Consider the following 19,208-nt stretch of genomic DNA (forward strand, 5'->3'; position numbering starts at 1 on the left):
GATCCCGGTCATGGCGCAGCTACACGACGATCCACGGCACAGAATACCCCCGCCGGCGCCGCGCCCATGCCGTGGCGCGCCTCTGCCTGCAGTTGCCGCAATGCCTGTGAGCGCCGACTGCAGGCGCCCCATCGCGTATCCGATTGTGCCGCGGCCGTGGCCGCCAATGAAGCGGCTTGCTGAAATTCGCCCCGCGCCAGGTTCAGGCTCACCGCCAGCAGCTGCGCATCTAGCGCCGCCGGCTGGGGCAGCGCCAGCCCCGCGCGGTCGTTGAACCCGCGCAGCGCGTCCAGCCAGCTCGCCGCCTGGCGCGGATCACCGACCGCGAGCGCGGCGCTGCCCATGCCAGCCAGCGCGGTGGCGTAGGTTTCCGGGGCGGTTTTCTGCTCGCGTTCGCCGAGCAGGTCGCGCGCCCGACGGAACTGCTCGAGCGCCCGGGCGCCCTGGCGCCGCCGCAGCGCCACCGCCGCAGTCACGTTGAACGCATCGGCGAGGTTCGTGCGGGCCCACGCCGAGCCGGCGGCCACGCGCCGGCGCATGCCGTCCAGATGCGGCAGCAGCAGTGACTCGGCGTCGGCGTGGCGCTGCAGTTCGAGGTACTGGGCAGCGAGTGCGTCGAGCGTGCTGAAGTAGAAGTCGGGCGAGTCGGCAGCGTAGTTGCCGGCAATCTGGCTGGCGCGCTCCAGCGCGCGTACCGCGTCGCCGGTACGCCCGGTCTGCGCCAGTGCCCCGCCGAAGTAGCCCAGCAGCGCCGCCAGCGACGGGCTGGAGGTGCCGATCAGCGTGTCGTAGTCGGCCAGCGCGCGGCGGAAGCCGTCCAGCGCCTGCTCCGGGCGCGTGCGCAGCGACACCAGCGCCTCGACGAAGCGGTAGTAGACATGGTTGGTGTCGTCGGCGACGAACAACCGATCCGCCTCGCGCACCGCCCGCTGCGCCACGGCAATGGCCGCCCCATCCTCCCCCTGCGCTGCCTGGGTCAGCGCCAGCACCGCCAGCGCCTGGATGTGCAGCTCGGGCTCGTGCCGGTCGGGGCGCTGCTCCAGCGCGGCCACGATCGCATCGATCTGCGAGCGCACCTCGGCCAGCGGAAGATCCTGCACCCCCAGATGGTTGTAGAGCTGGTTGATCCGCACGCGCAGGACCGCGTCGGCGTGGTCGCCGGGCGCCTCGGACAGGAGCGCGATGGCGCGCTCGTTGGCCACGATGGCCGACGATTCGTCGAGCATGGTGGAATAGCCGCGCCCCAGCGCGGCGTACACCTCGCCGCGCTCGAGCGTCGCGGGCTGATAGGCCTGCTGCAGTTCGAGCGCCTGTTTCATCAGCGCCACCGCCGGGCCGCCGAGGCTGAGCTGGTTGTAGGAGCGGGCCATCGAAACCATCAGGCTGACCCGCACCTGTGGCGCAATGTCGGTGCGCCGCGCCAGGCTGACGGCGCCGCGGTCCAGCACCTGGCGCACGGTGACGTGGCTGCCGCCGGCATGGGTCGGGTCGGCGTTCTCGAACAGCTCCTGCATGAAGCCGGCGATCGCCTGGGTCTTGTCGCGTTCGAGCTCGACCCGCCGCAGTTGCGCCTCGCGCTCCACGCCGAACCCCAGCAACATCGCCAGCATCACGCCGGCAACGCCGAGGCCGACGCGATGGCGACGCAGGTACAGCCCCAGCCGGTACCAGCGGTGACCGCGCCGCGCCCGCACCGGGCGCAGGTCAAGGAAATTCTCCAGGTCCGTCGCCATCTCGCCCACCGTGGCGTAGCGCTCGGACGGGTTGCGCCGCAGCGCCTTCATCACGATCGCGTCGACGTCCGGCGGCACTTCGCGCGTCGCCATCACCTTGCCGACGGTCTCGCGGCGCACCCGACGGCTTGGTGGCAACATCCGCCCGGTGACGATCGCGTTGGAGATGTCCAGCGGACTGTCGCCGTGGGCGCTGCCGAACGGCCGCTGCCCGCACACCAGCTGGTACAGCACTACCCCCAGCGACCACACGTCCGCGCGCGTGCCCAGCGGCTCGCCACGCACCTGTTCCGGGCTGGCGTAGGCCAGCGTCAGCGCACGCTGCATGGTCATGGTCTGCGCCGCGGCGACGCCGCCGACGTGGTCGAGCAGCCGGGCAATGCCGAAATCCAGCAGCTTGGGCTCGCCGTCGGCGGTGACCAGGATGTTCGCCGGCTTGATGTCGCGGTGGATCACCAGCCGCTCGTGTGCATGACGCACCGCCGCGCAGACCTTCAGGAACAGCACCACCCGCCGGCGCAGCGACAGCTGGTGCCGCTCGCACCACGCGTCGATGCGCTCACCCTCGACGAACTCCAGCGCCAGGAATGGCCGCCCGTCGCGCGTACTGCCGCCGTCGATCAGGTGGGCAATGCCGGGATGGCTGAGCGAGCCCAGGATGCGCCGTTCTTCGGCGAAGCGCCGACGCACGCCGGGCGCGAGCAGGCTGCCGGTGTTGATGAACTTCAGGGCGACGCGCTGGCGGATTTCTTCCGGTGAGCCCTCGTCGATGATCCGCTCGGCCAGGTAGACCACGCCCATGCCTCCCTCGCCGAGCTGCCTGACCAGCCGGTAACGGCAGGCCTCGGCCCCGTCGACACTGGATCCGCTGGCGTCGTGCAGATCGCCCATCAGCGGCAGCAGCAGCGGCGCCTCGCTGGTGTCGTCGGCCGCCTCGAGCATCCACAGCACTTCGTCGCGCAGCGCTTCATCGCCCTGGCAGGCGGCCTCCACGTAACGCTCGCGCTGCGCCGCGTCGCCCAGCTCCATTGCGGCAAACGCGATCGGCTTGGCCAGCGCATAGCGCTGCCGGCGTGCCTCGTTCATGCAGTTCCCCCTGCAGTGACGCCCGGACCGGCGTCAGCGCGCGAGTATAGGCGTGCCGGCGCAGGCTGTGCATCGGCCGTTGCCGCCCGGCCGCACGCGCGCGCCGCTGTGACCGGCGTCGATCCCGCCGCTGCCGCAAAGGATTATTCTTCGCCGATACCGCGCCCCGCCGCGCCCGCTTCGCCACCTGCTGTATTCCGGAGTCCGCATGAACCTGCTGCGCCACGTCGTCCTTGCCGCCGCCCTGCTGGTGGCCGTCCCGGCCTTCGCCACCGACGTGAGCATGGCCAACGGCAGCGTCAACTTCTCCACCCCGTCGAATTGGCTGGGCATCATGCAGACCGACGGCGACCCGGAGGTGCGCGTGTTCCAGGTTCCGGACCCCTCGCCCACCGCCAGCAACACGCTGGCGCGGGTCACCGTGACGGTGAAGCAGGTGGGCGACATCGGCGGCTACCAGCGCTATGTGGATGCCGCAGCGGCCAAGGCGCGCGAGCTGCCGGGCTACCAGTCGATCCGCGGGGTGAGCGATTCGCGCGGGCCCAACGACTACGTCTACACCGCGCAGGAGAGCGGCGAGTCGATCGCCTACGTAGAGCACTACTGGTACCGCGACGGGCACGCCATCCAGCTGCGTTGCCTGCGACCGGCCTCCAGCCAGGCGGGCGCCCAGTGGCAGGCGGCTTTCGACCAGGGCTGCAACGACGTCGCCGCCCGTCTGGGCCGGCTCTGACGACCGGCTGAAGGCAGCGACCGTGGCCCGGACGCGCCGCGGGCTTGCGCGCCTGGCCGGTCGCTGTCGCCGCAACAGGCCGGCGTGCCGCATCGGAGGTGCGGCATAGGGGGTGCGGCAGGGCGTCCCCTCGGCCTGACCCGGCCGGTGCGAGCTTGTACCCTTGGAGATCGCTCCTGCCGGAAACGCTCCATGTCCGATACGTACCAAGCCACCCACGCCTGGGCTCAGGCGCGCGACGAGGCCGATCCGCTGCGCGGTTTCCGCGACGAGTTCCTGATCCCGCCCCACCAGGGCCGCGACGGCCACTACTTCTGCGGCAACTCGCTCGGGCTGCAGCCGCGCGCGGTGCGCCCCGCGCTGAGCGAAGAGCTCGACTACTGGGGCGAGCTGGCGGTGGAGGGGCACTTCAAGGGCCGCGCACCGTGGCTCAACTACGAGGACTACCTGCGCGACAACCTGGCCGCGCTGGTCGGCGCCAAGCCCGTCGAAGTGGTGGCAATGAACACCCTCGGGGTGAATCTGCACCTGTTGATGGTGAGCTTCTATCGCCCCACCGCCGAACGTCCGGCGATCCTGATCGAAGCCGGGGCATTTCCCACCGACCGCTACGCGGTGGAGTCGCAGGTGCGGTTCCACGGATTCGACCCGGCCACGGCACTGATCGAGCTGGAGCCGGACGGCCCCAACGGCACCCTCAGCACCGCCGCGATCGAGCGCGCGCTGGCCGAGCACGGCCCCCGGGTGGCGCTGGTGCTGCTGCCCGGCGTGCAGTACCGCACCGGCCAGGCGTTCGACCTGCCGGCGATCACCGCGCTGGCGCATGCCCGAGGTTGCACGGTGGGCTTCGATCTGGCCCACGCGGTCGGCAACCTGCCGATGGCGCTGCATGACAGCGGCGCGGACTTTGCGGTGTGGTGCCACTACAAGTACGTCAACTCCGGCCCCGGCGCGGTGGGCGGCGTGTTCGTGCACGAGCGCCATGCCACCACCGCACTGCCGCGATTCCACGGCTGGTGGGGCAACCGTCGCGACAACCGCTTCCAGATGGCCCCGGAGTTCGACCCCACGCCGGGTGCAGAGGGCTGGCAGCTGTCCAACCCGCCGATCCTGGCGATGGTGCCGCTGCGCATTTCGCTGGAGATGTTCCGCCGCGCCGGCATCGACCGCCTGCGCGCCAAGTCGCTGGAGCTCACCGGCTATCTGGAGTGGCTGGTGAACACGCAGCTGTCCGACCTGCTGCAGATCATCACGCCGGCCGACCCGGCGCAGCGAGGCGCGCAGCTGTCGATCCGCGTGCTGGGCGGGCGCGAGCGCGGCCGGGCGCTGTTCGATTACCTGGTCGATCGCGGCATCATCGGCGACTGGCGCGAGCCGGACGTGATCCGCATTTCGCCCGCCCCGCTGTACAACCGCTTCGCCGACTGCCTCGCGTTCGCCGATGCGGTGCGCGCCTGGAACGACGGCCGCTGACCCGGACGCGGACGGACGTCTGGCGGCTTAGCCGTCCGTACGCGCCCGCCCCGCAGCAACGCAAGAACATGCACGGAGGCATGCCGTGGACGCGCCGGTTACCATCACCGCCGGCACGCCCGTCCTGATTTCCACCGGAGCCAACGATGCGACATACCCTCCTCCCCCTGGCCGCGGCCCTCCTGTTCAGCGTACCGCTGGCGGCGCCAGCGCAGTCCGCCACCGTGCAGGACAGCATCCCCAAGCAGGCGCTGGATGCCACCGCCGCGCCGACCACGCTGGCGGACCTCTCGAACGACCAGCCGGTCATCGCCCGTCATGCAATGGTGGTCTCGGCCCAGCACCTGGCGACCCAGGTGGGCGTGGACATCCTCAAGCGCGGCGGCAACGCCGTGGATGCCGCCGTGGCGGTGGGCTACGCGCTGGCGGTGGTGCACCCGTGCTGCGGCAACATCGGCGGCGGCGGCTTCATGCTGGTGCACCTTGCCAACGGCAAGGACGTGTTCCTCGATTTCCGCGAGAAGGCACCGCTCAAGGCCAGCCCCACCATTTTCCAGGATGAGCAGGGCAACGTCGTGCCGGGCAAGAGCACCGGCACCTACCTGGGCGTGGGCGTGCCGGGCACGGTGATGGGCATGGAGGAGGCGCTGAAGAAGTACGGCCGCCTGTCGCGCGATCAGGTCATGGCGCCGGCGATCAAGCTGGCCCGGGACGGCTACGTGCTGCAGAAGGGCGACGTGAACATTCTTGACCAGCGCACCAAGGATTTCGCCAAGTACCCCAACGTGGCGGCCACTTTCCTGAAAGACGGCAAGCCGCTGCAGGTCGGTGACCGGCTGGTGCAACCGCAGCTGGCAAAGACCCTGGAGACCATCCGCAAGGGCGGCGCGGATGCGTTCTACCGCGGCGACATCGCGCGCAAGGTGGTGGACGCCAGCGAGGCCAATGGCGGCCTGCTGTCGATGAAGGACTTCGCCGACTACACCGCCGAGTGGGACACGCCGATCCGCTGCGACTACCGCGGCTATACGGTGGTGTCCGATCCGCCGCCCAGCTCCGGCGGCGTCACCGTGTGCCAGATCCTGCAGCTGCTGGAACCGTATCCGCTGAAGAACTGGGGCTACGGTGCCACGCGCAGCCTGCATTTCATCATCGAGGCGGAGCGCCGCGCCTTTGCCGATCGCAACAACTACCTGGGTGATCCGGAGTTCGTGAAGAACCCCGCGAAGAAGCTGCTTTCACGCGAACACACCGACAAGCTGCGCGCGACGATCGATCCGAACAAGGCCACGCCGTCGACCCAGATCACCGGGAGTCTCGGGGCCACCGAAGGCACCAACACCACCAGCTATGCGGTGGTGGACAAGGACGGCAATGCGGTGGCGGTCACCTACACCATCAACTACCTGTTCGGCGTGGGGCAGATCGCCGGCGACACCGGCTTCTTCCTCAACAACGAGATGGACGACTTCACCTCCAAGCCCGGCGTGCCCAACACGTTCGGGCTGGTGCAGGGCAAGGCCAACCAGGTCGAGGGCGGCAAGCGGCCGCTCAGCTCCATGGCACCGACCATCGTGCTCAAGGACGGCAAGCTGTTCATGGTGACGGGCAGCCCCGGCGGCTCCACCATCATCACCACCGTCATGCAGAGCATCACCAACGTGATCGACTTCGGCATGAACATGCAGCAGGCGGTAAACGCCCCGCGCATGCACCACCAGTGGTATCCGGACAGCGTGATCGTGGAGCCGGGCCTGCTCACCGCCACGGTGAAGAAGGAGCTCGAAGACATGGGCTACACCTTCAAGGAAGTGCAGTCCTGGGGCGCGGACGAGGCGATCCTGCGCAATCCGAAAACCGGTCTGCTCGAGGGCGCCAACGACCGGCGACGGCCGGCGGGGCTGGCCGCGGGGTACTGATCTCGCCGATCGGCGGAAACGCGAAGGGCGCCCCACGGGCGCCCTTCTTTTTTGGTCGAAGCGTCTAGAGCGGGCTGTCTTCAGATCGCGGGGCTAGTTCCGCCCATCACCACGTCAACGTCCAGTTTCACTGCCGTCATTCCCGCGAAAGCGGGAATCCATTTTGATCCCGAGGGAGAAGCGAGATGGATTCCCGCTTTCGCGGGAATGACGGCAGTGAGGAGACTCGAGGACTTCTGCTTCCGCGGGAATGACGGCAGTGAGGAGACTCGAGGACTCCTGCTTTCGCGGGAATGACGGCCGTGAGGAAACTCGAGGACTCCCGCTTTCGCGGGAATGACGGCCGTGAGGGAGACTCGAGGACTCCTGCTTTCGCGGGAATGACGGCCGTGAGGAGACTCGAGGACTCCCGCTTTCGCGGTAATGAGGGCCTCGAGCAGACCCGCTGACTCCAGATTTCGCGGATATGACGTCGAGGCGAGGGGGCGGACGGCTATGCCGAGTGCCGTGGCGCCGTAATGGCCGCGTGCGCACTCGGCCCCTGTGCGCGATCGGGCTGGCCGCTTCGTTTGATCGCGCACAGGGTGCGCTCCTGCAGGGCCTCAGCGACTACGGCTCTCCGGATGCCGCACTTGCCCTTCTCCGCGCACCACGAAGCGCTCGATGGTGAGCGACTCCGCACCCATCGGGCCGTAGGCGTGCAGGCGGGTGGTGGAGATGCCGATCTCCGCGCCGAGCCCGAGTTGCCCGCCGTCGGAAAAGCGCGAGGAGGCATTGACCATGATCACCGCCGAGCGCAGTGCGTGGACGAAGCGCGCGGCCGTCGCCTGGTTGCGCGTGGCGATCACCTCGGTGTGGTCGGAGCCGTAGCGGCGGATGTGGGCGATCGCCGCGTCGAGATCGTCGACGACGCGCACTGCCAGGATCAGGTCGAGGAACTCCGCGTCATAGTCGTCCTCGGTCGCGGCGGTCATCTCTCCCGCCAGCGAGCGACTGGCCTCGTCGCCGCGCAACTCCACGCCCTTCGCACGCAGCGCTTCGGCGGCCCGCGGCAGGAAGCTCGGCGCGATGTCCTTGTGCACCAGCAGCGTCTCCAGCGCATTGCACACGCCGGTGCGGGTGGTCTTGCCATCGAGCAGCAGCGCAAGCGCGAGGTCCGGATCGGCCTCGCGATCCACGTACAGGTGGCACACGCCCTTGTAATGCTTGATCACCGGCACGCGCGCATGCTCGGTGACGAAGCGGATCAGACCCTCGCCGCCGCGAGGAATCGCCAGGTCGACGATCTCGCTCAGCTGCAGCAGCTCGACCATCGCTTCGCGACGCAGGTCGTCCATGATGGTCAGCGTTTCCTTCGGCACGCCGTGCTTGTCCAGCGCCTCGTGCAGCGCCGCGGCGATCGCCAGGTTGGAGTGGATCGCCTCCTTGCCGCCGCGCAGGATGACGGCGTTGCCGGCCTTCATGCACAGCGCCGCGGCATCGGCGGTCACATTCGGCCGGGCCTCGTAGATCATCGCCACCACGCCCAGCGGAATCCGCACGCGCTCGATCGCCAGCCCGTTGGGGCGCTCTTCGCGGCGCGTCACCTGCCCCACCACGTCTGGCAGCCCGGCGACTTCGCGCACCGCGTCCGCGATCGCCGCCACCCGCGAAGCGTCCAGCTTCAGTCGATCGAGCATGGCGCCCTGCACGCCCTTGTCGGCGGCACCGGCCATGTCCTTCGCGTTGGCATCAAGAATGTCCTGCGCGTGCGCGTCCACCGCGGCGGCCATGTCCAGTAGCAGCGCGCGCCGCGCAGCGTCGTCGAGGCCGGCGATGGCGGGGGCGGCGTCGCGGCAAGCCAGTGCGCGGGTTCGGATATCGCTCATGCTCAAAGGTCTCCTGTGGTCAGGTCCGGCTCGCGCACCATGGCCAGGTCGTCGCGATGCACGACGTTCTCGCCAAAGCTGTAGCCGAGCCGGCTCTTGATCTCGCGCGTGTGCGAACGCGCGATGCGGTTGATTTCAGCGGCGCTGTACTGGCTGATGCCACGGGCAAACGACTGCCGGGCGCCGCCGTCGATACTGCAGACGATCTCCACCATGTCGCCGCGCTGGAATTCCCCCGCCGCGTGGGTAACGCCCTTGGGCAGCAGCGAGGCACCCTCCTCGCACAAGGCGCGCATGGCACCGGGGTCCACCTCGATATGTCCCGGTACCGCCGGCACGTGGCGCAGCCAGTACTTGCGTGCCTGCAGGCGGGTGGCCTTGGTGCGCAGCAAGGTGCCGTGCAGCAGGTCGCGCGAGAGCAGGTTCACCACCTCGCTGTCGCGTCCGTTGAAGAGGATGGTCTCGATACCCGCCGCCGACGCCTTCTCGGCCGCCTCCAGCTTGGTGCGCATGCCGCCGGTCCCCACCGAGGAGCCGGCGCCGCGCGCCATCTCCATGATCTCCGGCGTGAGCTCGTGCACCTCGTTGACTGGCTCCGCGGCCGGGTTGCTGCGGGGGTCGGCGGTATACAGCCCGTCGATGTCGGTGGCGATGAGCAGCATGTCGGCATCGACCAGCGCGGCGATGATCGCGGCGAGATTGTCGTTGTCGCCCAGGGTGAGCTCGTCGATGGCGACCGTGTCGTTCTCGTTCACCACCGGCATCACGCGGTGGCTGAGCAGCTCGGTCAGCGTGGCGCGGGCATTGAGATAGCGCCGGCGATTGCGCAGGTCGTCATGCGTGAGCAGCACCTGCGCCAGCGGAATGTCTAGCAGGCGCTGCCACAGCGCCACCGTCTGCGTCTGGCCCAGCGCGGCCATCGCCTGGCGCGCGGCGCTGCTGGCGTCCTCGCCGGAGTGATCCTTCAGCAACAGCCTTCCCGCGGCTACCGCTCCGGAGGACACCAGCACGATCTCGCGACCGGAGGCGTGGCAGGCGGCGATGAACTGCGCCAGGCCAAGCGCGTAGCGCGTGCTCAGGCCGCCCTGGTCGGCAGCGATCAGGCTGCTTCCCACCTTGAGTACGGCGCGCTTCCACGGCGGCACGGACTGCTGTCGGAACTTCCTCAGTTGCGTCATTTCCCCAAACATCCCAGCGTGAACAACTTACAGAGGGTCGGGGCAGCGGCTGCGCATTTCAACCTTTCCGCGGGAAATCCGCTCGAAGCGGTTGATGCAAGCGCGTCTTGATTGGACGTCTGGACGTCCATGCATAAACGACCTAGACGAGCGCCAGATCATCGCGATGCACCACCACCGGCCCGTGGCTGTAGCCGATCAGCGACGCGATGTCGCGACTGTGGCAACCGGCAAGCCGGATCACGTCCGCGGCGCTGTACTGGGACAGGCCGCGCGCCAGCACGCGTCCGGCGGGATCGGCAATCTCGACCGGATCGCCGCGCCGGAAGTCGCCCTCGGCGTTCCGTACACCGCCGGGGAGCAGCGACGCGCGCCCCTCCGCCAGCGCCAGCGCGGCGCCACTGTCCACGCTGATGCGCGCGCCGCCGCAAGGCGCATGCAGCAGCCAGGCCTTGCGCGCCTGTACGCGGCTCTGCGCGGCGCTGAAATACGAGCCACGAAGTTCGCCCTCGGCGAGGGCCGCCACCGTTTGCGCATTGCGGCCGTCGAACAACACGGTGGGAATGCCCGCCGCGGCGGCCTTGCCGGCAGCCTGCAGCTTGGTGCGCATGCCACCGGTGCCCACCGCGCTGCCGCTGCCACCGGCCATGGCCAGGATCTGCGGCGAGATCGCATCGATACGGGCGAGCGGACGCGCCGCAGGATGCGTGCGCGGGTCAGCATCGTGCAGCGCGGCGACGTCGGACGCGATCAGCAGCAGGTCCGCATCGACCAGCGCGGCGACGATGGCGGCAAGGTTGTCGTTGTCGCCGAGCTTGAGCTCGTCCACCGCGACGGTGTCGTTCTCGTTGATCACCGGCAGCACGTCGATCGCCAGCAGCTGGCGCAGCGTGTCGCGCGCGTTGAGGTAGCGACGGCGGTTGCGCAGGTCGTCGTGGGTCAGCAGCACCTGCGCCACCGGCCGCGGCGACAGCGATTGCCACAGCGCGATCATCGGCGCCTGCCCCAGCGCGGCCAGCGCCTGGCGTTCGGCGAGATCGCCCATGGCGACCGCCCGCGCACGTTGCAGCGCGCGGCCGGCGGCGACCGCGCCGGAGGACACCAGCACCACTTCCCTGCCTTGCGCGCAACTGGCCGCGATGAAGGCGGCCAGCGCCTGCGCATAAACCGGCGTGAGCCCGCCGCCATCGGCTGCCAGCAGGTTGCTGCCGACCTTGAGCACCGCACGCCGCCACGCGGGCAGCGGCTGGAACGCGAGCTCAGCCATCGACCACCTCGCGGTCGCCGTGGCTGCGCGGCGAGGACACCACGAGGAAGCGCAGCTCCTCGCCGGAATCGTTGCGCATCTGGTGCGCCGCGCCGGGCGGCACGTGCAGGCCCTGCCCCGCCCCGAGACGATGCGCCACGCCCTCCAGCTCCAGCGTGGCGGTGCCGCTCAGCACGTAGAAGAACTGCCGCGAGCGCACGTGCCGGTGGCGCACCTCGGTCGTGCCGGGCGGCATGCGTTCCTCGATCACGCTGAGGTCGTCGCCGGCCAGCAGATGCCAGCCGTCGCACTGCTGGCCCCAGACGTAATGTGCTGCGTTGGCGGTGCTGACGGCGGACATGGATGCGTTACCTCATTGGCCGAGCGCGGCGAGCCGAGCGCGCAGCTCGTCCAGCTTCAACTGGTCACCGGCGCCGGGTGAAGTACGGGCAGCCAGGCTGCCTTCGGGCGTACGCCCCTCGCCCGCCGAAGCGGCGGCCTCGGCGGCCGCACGGTACGCGTCGCGGAACGGCACGCCGGCGGCCGCCTGCTCGATCGCCACGTCGGTGGCGTACATCGCCGGCTCGATCGCCGCGCGCATGGTCGCCTCGTTCCACTGCATCTGCGCCAGCAGGCCCGGCACCAGCTCCAGCGCCATCAGGCCATGGCGCACGCCGTGGAAGATCGAGCCCTTGGAGAACTGCAGGTCGCGCTGGTAGCCCGAGGGCAACGACAGCAGCTGTTCGATCTCGGTGCGCGCCGCCGCCACGCTGGCGTAACTGGCGCGCAGCAGCTCGACCACGTCCGGGTTGCGCTTGTTCGGCATGATCGAGCTGCCGGTGGTGTACTGCGCCGGCAGCCGCACGAAGCCGAATTCGGCCGTGGTGAACAGCGACAGGTCCCAGGCCAGCCGGCGCACGTCCAGCATCGCCGCACCGATCGCCTCCAGCACCGCCATCTCGTATTTGCCGCGCGACAGCTGCGCGTAGATCGGGCTGACCTGCATGCGGGCGAAGCCCAGCGCCTGCGTGGTGTGCGCGCGATCCAGCGGCAGGTTGACGCCGTAGCCGGCAGCGGTGCCGAGCGGGTTGGCGTCGATCCAATCGCGCGTCTGCCGGGCGCGCAGCGCGTTGTCGATGAAGCCCTCGGCGAAACCGGCGAACCACATTGCGGTGGACGACACCACCGCACGCTGCAGGTGGGTGTAGCCCGGCATCGGCAGGGCCGGCTGCGCCGCGCGCTCCAGGCAGACCTCGGCCACGGCGCGGCAGTGTGCCTCCAGCTCGGCCAGCTGGTCCTTCAGCCACAGCCGCGTGGCGACCAGGATCTGGTCGTTGCGGCTGCGCCCGGTGTGCACGCGGCGACCGGCATCGCCCAGCCGCTCGGTGAGCCGCGCCTCGATGGCGGAATGGCAGTCCTCGTAGCGATCGTCCAGCACGAAGGTGCCGGCACGGAAATCGTCCGCCAGCACGTCGAGCTCGCGCTTGAGCGCCGCCGCCTCGTCGGTGCTGACCACGCCGACGTGCTGCAGCCCCTCGACGTGCGCCTTGCTGGCGGTGATGTCGTACAGGAAGAACTCGCGATCGAGGATCACGTCGTCACCGGCCAGGAACCGCATGATGCGCGGGTCAATCTGGATGCCGGATTTCTGCCAGAGGGGTTGGGTCATCGCTGATGTCCTGGATCGTGGGTAGGAGCCCGCTCGCGGGCGATGCTTTTGGCTTTGATGGGGATCAGAAGAAAAAGCATCACCCGCGAGCGGGCTCCTGCGTCGTCATGGCGTGGCGGGGATGGCGGTGAGCTCGTCGACGCCGATCGCCCGGTTGATGTTCTGCAGTGCCTGGGTGGCCGCGCCCTTGAGCAGGTTGTCCAGCGTGGCCACCACCACCACGCGCTTGCCGTCGGCCGAGAGGGTGAAGCCGCCGATGTCGACGTGATGCTTGTCGGCGATGGCGCTCACCCACGGCGCCTCGTCCACCACGTGCACCAATGGTTCGGCGTCGTAGGCGTGGTGGAAGCGCTGCATCACTTCCTCGCGGGTCATCTTGCGCGCGAGGTAGAGGTTGGTGGTGACGGTGAGGCCGCGGAAATGCGGCGCCACGTGCGGCATGAACTCCACCGGCACGCCGAGGTGGCGACTGGCTTCCTTCTCGTGGGTGTGGCCGGTGAGCGAGTACGGCATCAGGTTGTCGCGCAGCTTCTCGGGATCGTTCTTGTCCGAGGGCGTGGTGCCGGCGCCGGAATAGCCGGACACGCCGAAGCACACCGGCGGCGCGGCCAGCAGGTCCTTCAGCGGCGCGATCGAGAGCTGGATCGCGGTGGCGTAGCAGCCGGGGTTGCTGATCTTCTTCTCGCCGCGCCATTTCTCGCGGGTGAGCTCCGGCAGGCCGTAGTACCACGTGCTGTCGAAGCGGTAGTCGGCCGACAGGTCGAGGATCAACGTGTCGGGCTTTGCCTTGTCGATCGCCTCGACATAGGGCGCCGCCTTGCCGTTGGGCAGGGCCAGCACCACCACGTCCGCACCCTGCGCGGCCACGGCGTCGGCATCGAGGCTGGCGTAGCGCAGCTCGCCGACGTAGCCCTCCACGTGGTCGGCTACGCGCTGGCCGTCCAGTTCGCGCGAGGAGACGAAGCACAGCTCCAGTGCCGGATGCCCGGCAACCAGGCGGATCAACTCCGCGCCGGTATGGCCGCGGGCGCCAACGATGCCGAGGGTTTTGCGTGAGGAAGTCATATCGTGGCTCGTGGAATCAGTCGACCAGCGTCGGCTGGCGGGTGGCGCAATGGGCGACGCAGCGCGCGATGGTGTCGAAGCCGTCCAGCCCGTACCAGAACACCTTCCAGCGCGCCTGCTTGAAGCAACCGTCGGACTCGGCGTAGTAGAACGGGTTGACCGGATTGCCGTGCCGCGAGCGCCAGAACAACTGCGGATGCTGCTCGCGCATCACCTGCCATACGGCGCGGCCGAGGCCTTCGCCCTGCGCCTCGTCGAGCACGGCGAACTTGTCCAGGTACGGCAAGCCTTCGTCCATGGTGAGGATCATCGCGGCGCGATAGTTCTCGCTCACGTAGACGCGGTACGGCGTGGTGCGCTCGAAATAGTCCGGCACCACCTTGCGGCCGAAGCTGGACTCGATCAGCTCGCGCAGCCGCATCTGGTCTACGCCCGCCCAGCTGTCGAAGGTCAGCACCTTTTCGCCACGCCGGACCAGCGTGCCCGAACCCTTGTGGGTGAACAGCTCCTTGGCCAGCTCCGACGGCCGGGTGATCGACACCGAGGACGACAGCGGCAGCTTGTCGAGCAGGTCGGCGATCTGCTCGATCTTCACCCGCATGCCGCCGTTGATCCACGGTTGCGCCATCAGGTGGTCGAACTCGGTGGACAGGTTGATCGAGTCGATCAGCTTGCCCTGGTCGTCCAGCAGGCCGCCGGTACCGGTGAGGAACACGATCTTGTACGGCTGCAGCACCCGCACCAGTTCGTTGGCGGCGAAGTCCGCGTTGATGTTGAGGAACTGGCCCTCGTCGGTCTCGCCCAGGCTGGCGATCACCGGAATCGAGCCCGCACGCAGGCTGGCCTCGATCGGCGCCAGGTTGATGCTGTCGACCTTGCCGACCATGCCGTAGGTGTCGCGGTCCAGGAAGCTGGCCATGAACACGCCCGAGGGCACCGAGGTGGCGCGCGTGTCCATCGACTGCAGCGCCTCGACCAGCTTGAGGTTTTGTTGCTGGAACACGCGGCGCACGATGCCCAGCGCCTTGGGGCTGGTGACGCGCAGGCCGTTCACCGTCTGCTTCTCGATGCCTGCGGCGGCCAGCTCCTCGTCCAGCTGGGGGCCGGCGCCGTGCAGCACGATCGGCGTGAGGCCGACCTGCTGCAGGAAGGTCAGCGACGAGGTGAGGTCGTTGAGCTCGTCGCGCAGCACCGCACCGCCCACCTTCACCACCGCGAAGCGGCTGGCGTCGAGCTGGGAGAAACGCTTGAGGTACTGCTGGATCTCCTTCGCACTGCCCATGGCCGAGAGCAGGCGAACGATGGTCTTGCGGGTGTGGGAACCGGTGGTCATGTCTTCAGTCGATGGAGAGCTGGAAATCGCCGCGCGTCACGCGTCGCCGCGGGCGACGAGGCGATGAATGGTGTCGGCGTAATGGTGCAGCTGGTCGAGCGCCACCCACTCGTCGGCGGTGTGCGCCTGGGCGATGTCGCCGGGGCCGTAGACGAACGCGGTGTAGCCCGCGGCGGAGAACAGCGCCGCCTCGGTCCAGAAGTCCACGGCGTTGCCCACCGGGATTTCGAGCTCGTCGGCGAGGTCGCGCGCGGCCAGCCGGCGCGCCTCGGCGGTGGCGGTGTCGCCGGCCGGGAGCGAGTCGCCGCGGAAGGTCTCGGTGAACTCGGCGGGCGCAGGCTCGACCAGGGTGCGCAGGGTCTCCAGCATGCGCTTCGGATCCATCGTCGGCAGCGGCCGGAATCCGAAGCGCACCTCGGTGGTCGGCGCGATCATGTTGGCCTTGATGCCGCCGTCGATGCGGCCGATGTTGAAGCGCAGGCCGGTCAGCCCGCCGAAGCGTTCATGCGACTGCGCCGCGGCGAAATCCAGCGCCGCATCGCCCCAGCGCACCGCCTGGTGCAGCGCGCTGTCGCTGGGCTTCTGCTCGCCCGAGGCGTGGCCGGCATGGCCGGCAAAGCGCATCAACACTGAATGGATGCCGCGGTGCGCCAGCACCGCCTCGCCCTTGGTCGGCTCGGCCACGATGATCGCGTCGTAATCGTGCCTTTTACTCAGGAAGCCGGCGATGCAGCGCGCGTCGTTGGCCTCCTCGTCGGTCGAGAACAGCATCGCCATCGGGCCGTCGGTGACGTTCGCCACCGCGAGCAGCGCCGCCGCGGCGCCCTTGATGTCGCAAGCGCCCAGGCCGATCGCGCGGTCGCCCTCGATGCGCAGCGCGTGAGGGTCGGCGCTCCAGTGCGGCGAGTCAGGCACCGTATCCAGGTGCACGTTGAACAGCCGCTTCGGTGCACCGCGCACCGCATGCAGGGTGACCGCGCCGGCACCGTAATCGGTGACCGTCACGTCGAAGCCCGGCAGCTGCGCGCGGATGTAGTCGAAGATACCGCCGGTGCCGATGGCGCGCGGCGGATTGCGCGTGTCGAAACCGATCAGCGCCTCGAGGTGTTGCAGAGTGGATTGCAGAAGAGGAGTCATGGCCTGCCTGGCGGTCGGGTGTAGATGTCCGGGTCGAGCTTTTCCATCAGGTTCTGCGGCCGGCTCGGCGCGGTGAAGCCGAAGCCGGCATACAGTGCGTGTGCATCGAGAGTCGCCAGGCTGAAGCGGCGCAGACCCTGCAATTGCGGATGCGCCATCACGGCCGCCATCAGTGTTCTGGCGTGCCCCTGCCCGCGAGACGCCGGCAGCACGAACACATCCGCCAGGTAGCCGAAGGTGGCGCCGTCAGTGACCACCCGCGCGAAGGCGACCTGGCGTCCATCCAGATAGCCGCCGAAGCACAGCGAACCCTCGATGGCGCGCTCCACCGTCTCGCGCGGGATGCCGCGGCTCCAGTAGGCCTGCTCGGCGAGGAAGGCGTGGATCATGTCCCGATCCAGCGCCTCCCGTGACGTGTCGATGCGCAACGTGCCGTCCATGCGTCAGCGGTTGATCTCGGCCCACAACGTCGAGCTCATGCCGAACAGCTTGATGAAGCCCTCGGCCTCTTCCACGCCCCAGTCGGCGGACTGCGCGTAGGTGGCGCCCTTGGCGTTGAGGATGTGCGGCGAGCGGATCTCCACCGCGGTCACCATGGCACCAGTGGTCTCCAGCACCACCTCGCCGTTGACCTGCGACTGGCTCGAGGCGAGGAAGGCTTCCAGGTCGGTCTTCACCGGATCGTGGAAGAAGCCCTCGTAGACCACCTCGACCCACTTGCGCGCCACCTCCGGCTTGAAGCGGTTCTGCTGCTTGGTCAGCACCGCCTCCTCCAGTGCGCGGTGGGCGGCGAGCAGCGAGATCAGGCCCGGCGCTTCGTACACGATGCGGCCCTTCAGGCCGATGGTGGTGTCGCCGGTATACATGCCGCGGCCCACGCCGTACGGCGCGAACAGCGCATTGAGCTTGGCCAGGATCTGCGCACCGGGCAGCTTCTCGCCATTGAGCGACACCGCCTCGCCCTTATCGAAGCCCAACGTGACGGTCAGCTTGTCGGACGGCCATTCGGCGCGCGGCTTGCACCAGCCGCGAGCACCCTCACCCGGCGCCTTCCAGTGGTCGATCTCGCCGCCGGACAGGGTCACGCCGAGCAGGTTCTCGTTGATGGTGTAGCTCTTCTGCTTGGCGCGCACCTCGAAGCCGCGCTCTTCCAGGTAGGCCTGCTCGTAGGCGCGGGTCTGGGTGTGCTCCTTCTGGATCTCACGGATCGGCGCGACGATCTGGTAATCGCCCAGCGCCTTCACCGCCAGGTCGAAGCGCACCTGGTCGTTGCCCATGCCGGTGCAGCCGTGGGCGATCGCCTTGGTGCCCAGCTCCTTGGCGCGCGCGATCGCCGCATCGACGATCAGGTAGCGGTCGGACACCAGCAGCGGGTACTGGCCCTGGTAGCCCTCGCCGGCCCACACGAAGGGCTTGACGAAGCCGTTCCAGATCGCCGGGCCGCCGTCCACGGTGACGTGGCTGGCGACGCCGAGCTCTTTCGCCCGCGCCTCGATGTAGGCGCGCTCCTCGGCATCGACGCCGCCGGTGTCGGCGAACACGGTGTGCACGGCCCAGCCGCGCTCTTTCAGGTACGGGACGCAGAAGCTGGTGTCGAGGCCGCCGGAGAAGGCGAGGACGATGTCTTTGCTCATGGCTTGCAGATCCTGGAAAGAAAAAAGTTCAGATAGAAGAAGCGACGACGATGCGCGGCTCGCAGCGCACCGGGAAATTCACGGAATTGGCGATGAAGCAGGCGTGGTGGGCCGCCTCGTGCGCGGCCTCGGCCTTGGCCGGGTCGCTGGCGGCGGTGATGGTGACGACGGGACGCAGCACCACTTCGGTGAAGCGGCCGCCGTCGCCCTCGGTGACCATCGTGCCTTCGGCCGCGTCGCGGTAGTCGGTGACGACCACGCCGGCGACGGTCGCCATGTGCAGGTACGAGAGCATGTGGCAGGTGGACAGCGCGGCCACCAGCATGTCCTCGGGGTTGTACTTCGTGGCGTCGCCGCGGAAGGTGGGGTCGGCCGATCCGGCCAGCTCTGGCTTGCCGGGCACGCGAATCACGTGGTTGCGGCTGTAGCTGCGGTAGCCGTCGGTGCCGGTGCCGCGATTGCCGGTCCAGACCACGTCGACGCGGTAGCGATGGGGGCGGTTCATGCGCGGCCTTCCTCTTGTTCCTGCATCAGTGCGGCCAGTGCCAGGTCGTCTCCCTGCGCGCGGCGGGTCAGGCCGCCAACCACGCCGGCGCGGTTGGCGGCCGGATGATTCTGGCTGAGCTTGAATTTGCCCTCGATGCGCTCGATCGCGATCTCGATGCCGGCGATGGCGCCGAGCAACTTTTCCACGTGATCGGCCGGCGCATCGGACACCTTCCACGGCGCCGGCTCGCTCGCCTCGAAACGATCGGTGAGCGCATCGAGCAGGCAGCGCAGCCAGCCCGCATCGCGGACCACGCGCAGGTGGCCGTGCACGTGCGCCACGGCGTAGTTCCAGGTCGGCACCTCGCGGCCACCGTTGGCGTGCTTGCTCGGGTACCAGTTCGGGCTCACGTAGCCCTGCGGACCGTGGAACACCACCACCACGGCGGCGCCATCCATCGCGGCCAGCTCGTTGCCGCCGGCGACGTGACCGCGCAGCACACCGCCCTGCCGCAGGAACGGAAGGTGGTTCACCGCCATGCCAGCGGCTGCGTTCGCCACCAGCGTGGCGAACGGATGCGCATCGATCAGCCCGTAAAGGGCCTGCTCGCGCGTCTCGACGAAATGCCTGGGCTGATACATGGCGGC

The 19,208-nt window shown here is 69.0% G+C and carries 16 protein-coding genes; 3 read left to right on the forward strand and 13 right to left on the reverse strand.

Going from position 1 to position 19,208, the window contains the following annotated elements; translation table 11 throughout:
- Positions 1–8: 8 nt before the first annotated feature.
- Positions 9–2,819, reverse strand: a complete 2,811-nt coding sequence (locus tag VFG40_RS07345; RefSeq protein ID WP_324896465.1) for a protein kinase domain-containing protein — start codon at positions 2,817–2,819, stop codon at positions 9–11.
- A 208-nt stretch (positions 2,820–3,027) separates the two neighbouring features.
- On the opposite strand from VFG40_RS07345, the gene VFG40_RS07350 reads away from it, so the two are divergent.
- The 3 genes from VFG40_RS07350 to ggt all read left to right on the forward strand — a co-directional run bounded on the left by VFG40_RS07350 (position 3,028) and on the right by ggt (position 6,944).
- Entirely contained in the window at positions 3,028–3,552 is a 525-nt protein-coding gene (locus VFG40_RS07350; protein WP_324896467.1) for a hypothetical protein, read from the forward strand.
- 192 nt (positions 3,553–3,744) lie between these two features.
- Positions 3,745–5,025, forward strand: coding sequence for a kynureninase (gene kynU, locus VFG40_RS07355; protein WP_324896469.1), 1,281 nt, complete (start codon positions 3,745–3,747; stop codon positions 5,023–5,025).
- Between the two features lie 146 nt (positions 5,026–5,171).
- Entirely contained in the window at positions 5,172–6,944 is a 1,773-nt protein-coding gene (ggt, locus tag VFG40_RS07360) for a gamma-glutamyltransferase (RefSeq protein ID WP_324896471.1), read from the forward strand.
- A 602-nt stretch (positions 6,945–7,546) separates the two neighbouring features.
- Here ggt and VFG40_RS07365 read toward each other — a convergent pair.
- The 12 genes from VFG40_RS07365 to VFG40_RS07420 form a co-directional block, all read right to left on the reverse strand.
- Positions 7,547–8,812 (reverse strand): glutamate-5-semialdehyde dehydrogenase, encoded by a 1,266-nt coding sequence (locus VFG40_RS07365; RefSeq protein ID WP_324896473.1) that lies wholly within the window; start codon positions 8,810–8,812, stop codon positions 7,547–7,549.
- 2 nt (positions 8,813–8,814) lie between these two features.
- Entirely contained in the window at positions 8,815–9,990 is a 1,176-nt protein-coding gene (gene proB, locus VFG40_RS07370; protein WP_324896475.1) for a glutamate 5-kinase, read from the reverse strand.
- A gap of 142 nt (positions 9,991–10,132) precedes the next feature.
- Complete coding sequence (gene proB / locus VFG40_RS07375; protein ID WP_324896478.1) at positions 10,133–11,257, reverse strand: glutamate 5-kinase; 1,125 nt, start codon at positions 11,255–11,257, stop codon at positions 10,133–10,135.
- Complete coding sequence (locus VFG40_RS07380; RefSeq protein WP_324896480.1) at positions 11,250–11,597, reverse strand: cupin domain-containing protein; 348 nt, start codon at positions 11,595–11,597, stop codon at positions 11,250–11,252. Before VFG40_RS07380 ends, proB (VFG40_RS07375) begins: the two co-directional genes overlap by 8 nt.
- 12 nt (positions 11,598–11,609) lie before the next feature.
- Positions 11,610–12,905: an argininosuccinate lyase gene (gene argH / locus VFG40_RS07385; RefSeq protein WP_324896482.1), complete on the reverse strand. Its 1,296-nt coding sequence runs from the start codon at positions 12,903–12,905 to the stop codon at positions 11,610–11,612.
- Between the two features lie 105 nt (positions 12,906–13,010).
- Positions 13,011–13,970, reverse strand: a complete 960-nt coding sequence (gene argC, locus VFG40_RS07390) for an N-acetyl-gamma-glutamyl-phosphate reductase (protein WP_324896484.1) — start codon at positions 13,968–13,970, stop codon at positions 13,011–13,013.
- A 16-nt stretch (positions 13,971–13,986) separates the two neighbouring features.
- Positions 13,987–15,303 (reverse strand): acetylglutamate kinase, encoded by a 1,317-nt coding sequence (locus tag VFG40_RS07395; RefSeq protein WP_324896486.1) that lies wholly within the window; start codon positions 15,301–15,303, stop codon positions 13,987–13,989.
- A gap of 36 nt (positions 15,304–15,339) precedes the next feature.
- A complete protein-coding gene (locus VFG40_RS07400; RefSeq protein WP_324896488.1) occupies positions 15,340–16,440 on the reverse strand; it encodes an acetylornithine deacetylase in 1,101 nt (366 codons plus the stop codon).
- Positions 16,437–16,880 (reverse strand): GNAT family N-acetyltransferase, encoded by a 444-nt coding sequence (locus VFG40_RS07405; protein ID WP_324896490.1) that lies wholly within the window; start codon positions 16,878–16,880, stop codon positions 16,437–16,439. The genes VFG40_RS07400 and VFG40_RS07405 overlap by 4 nt, the downstream gene beginning before the upstream one ends.
- 3 nt (positions 16,881–16,883) lie before the next feature.
- Entirely contained in the window at positions 16,884–18,074 is a 1,191-nt protein-coding gene (locus VFG40_RS07410) for an argininosuccinate synthase (RefSeq protein ID WP_324896492.1), read from the reverse strand.
- Positions 18,075–18,102: 28 nt separating this feature from the next.
- Complete coding sequence (locus VFG40_RS07415) at positions 18,103–18,579, reverse strand: OsmC family protein (RefSeq protein WP_324896494.1); 477 nt, start codon at positions 18,577–18,579, stop codon at positions 18,103–18,105.
- A complete protein-coding gene (locus VFG40_RS07420) occupies positions 18,576–19,202 on the reverse strand; it encodes an FMN-binding negative transcriptional regulator (RefSeq protein ID WP_324896496.1) in 627 nt (208 codons plus the stop codon). Before VFG40_RS07420 ends, VFG40_RS07415 begins: the two co-directional genes overlap by 4 nt.
- Positions 19,203–19,208: the final 6 nt, after the last annotated feature.

The sequence above is a fragment of the Dyella sp. genome (genome assembly GCF_035685805.1).
GTDB lineage: Bacteria > Pseudomonadota > Gammaproteobacteria > Xanthomonadales > Rhodanobacteraceae > Dyella_A.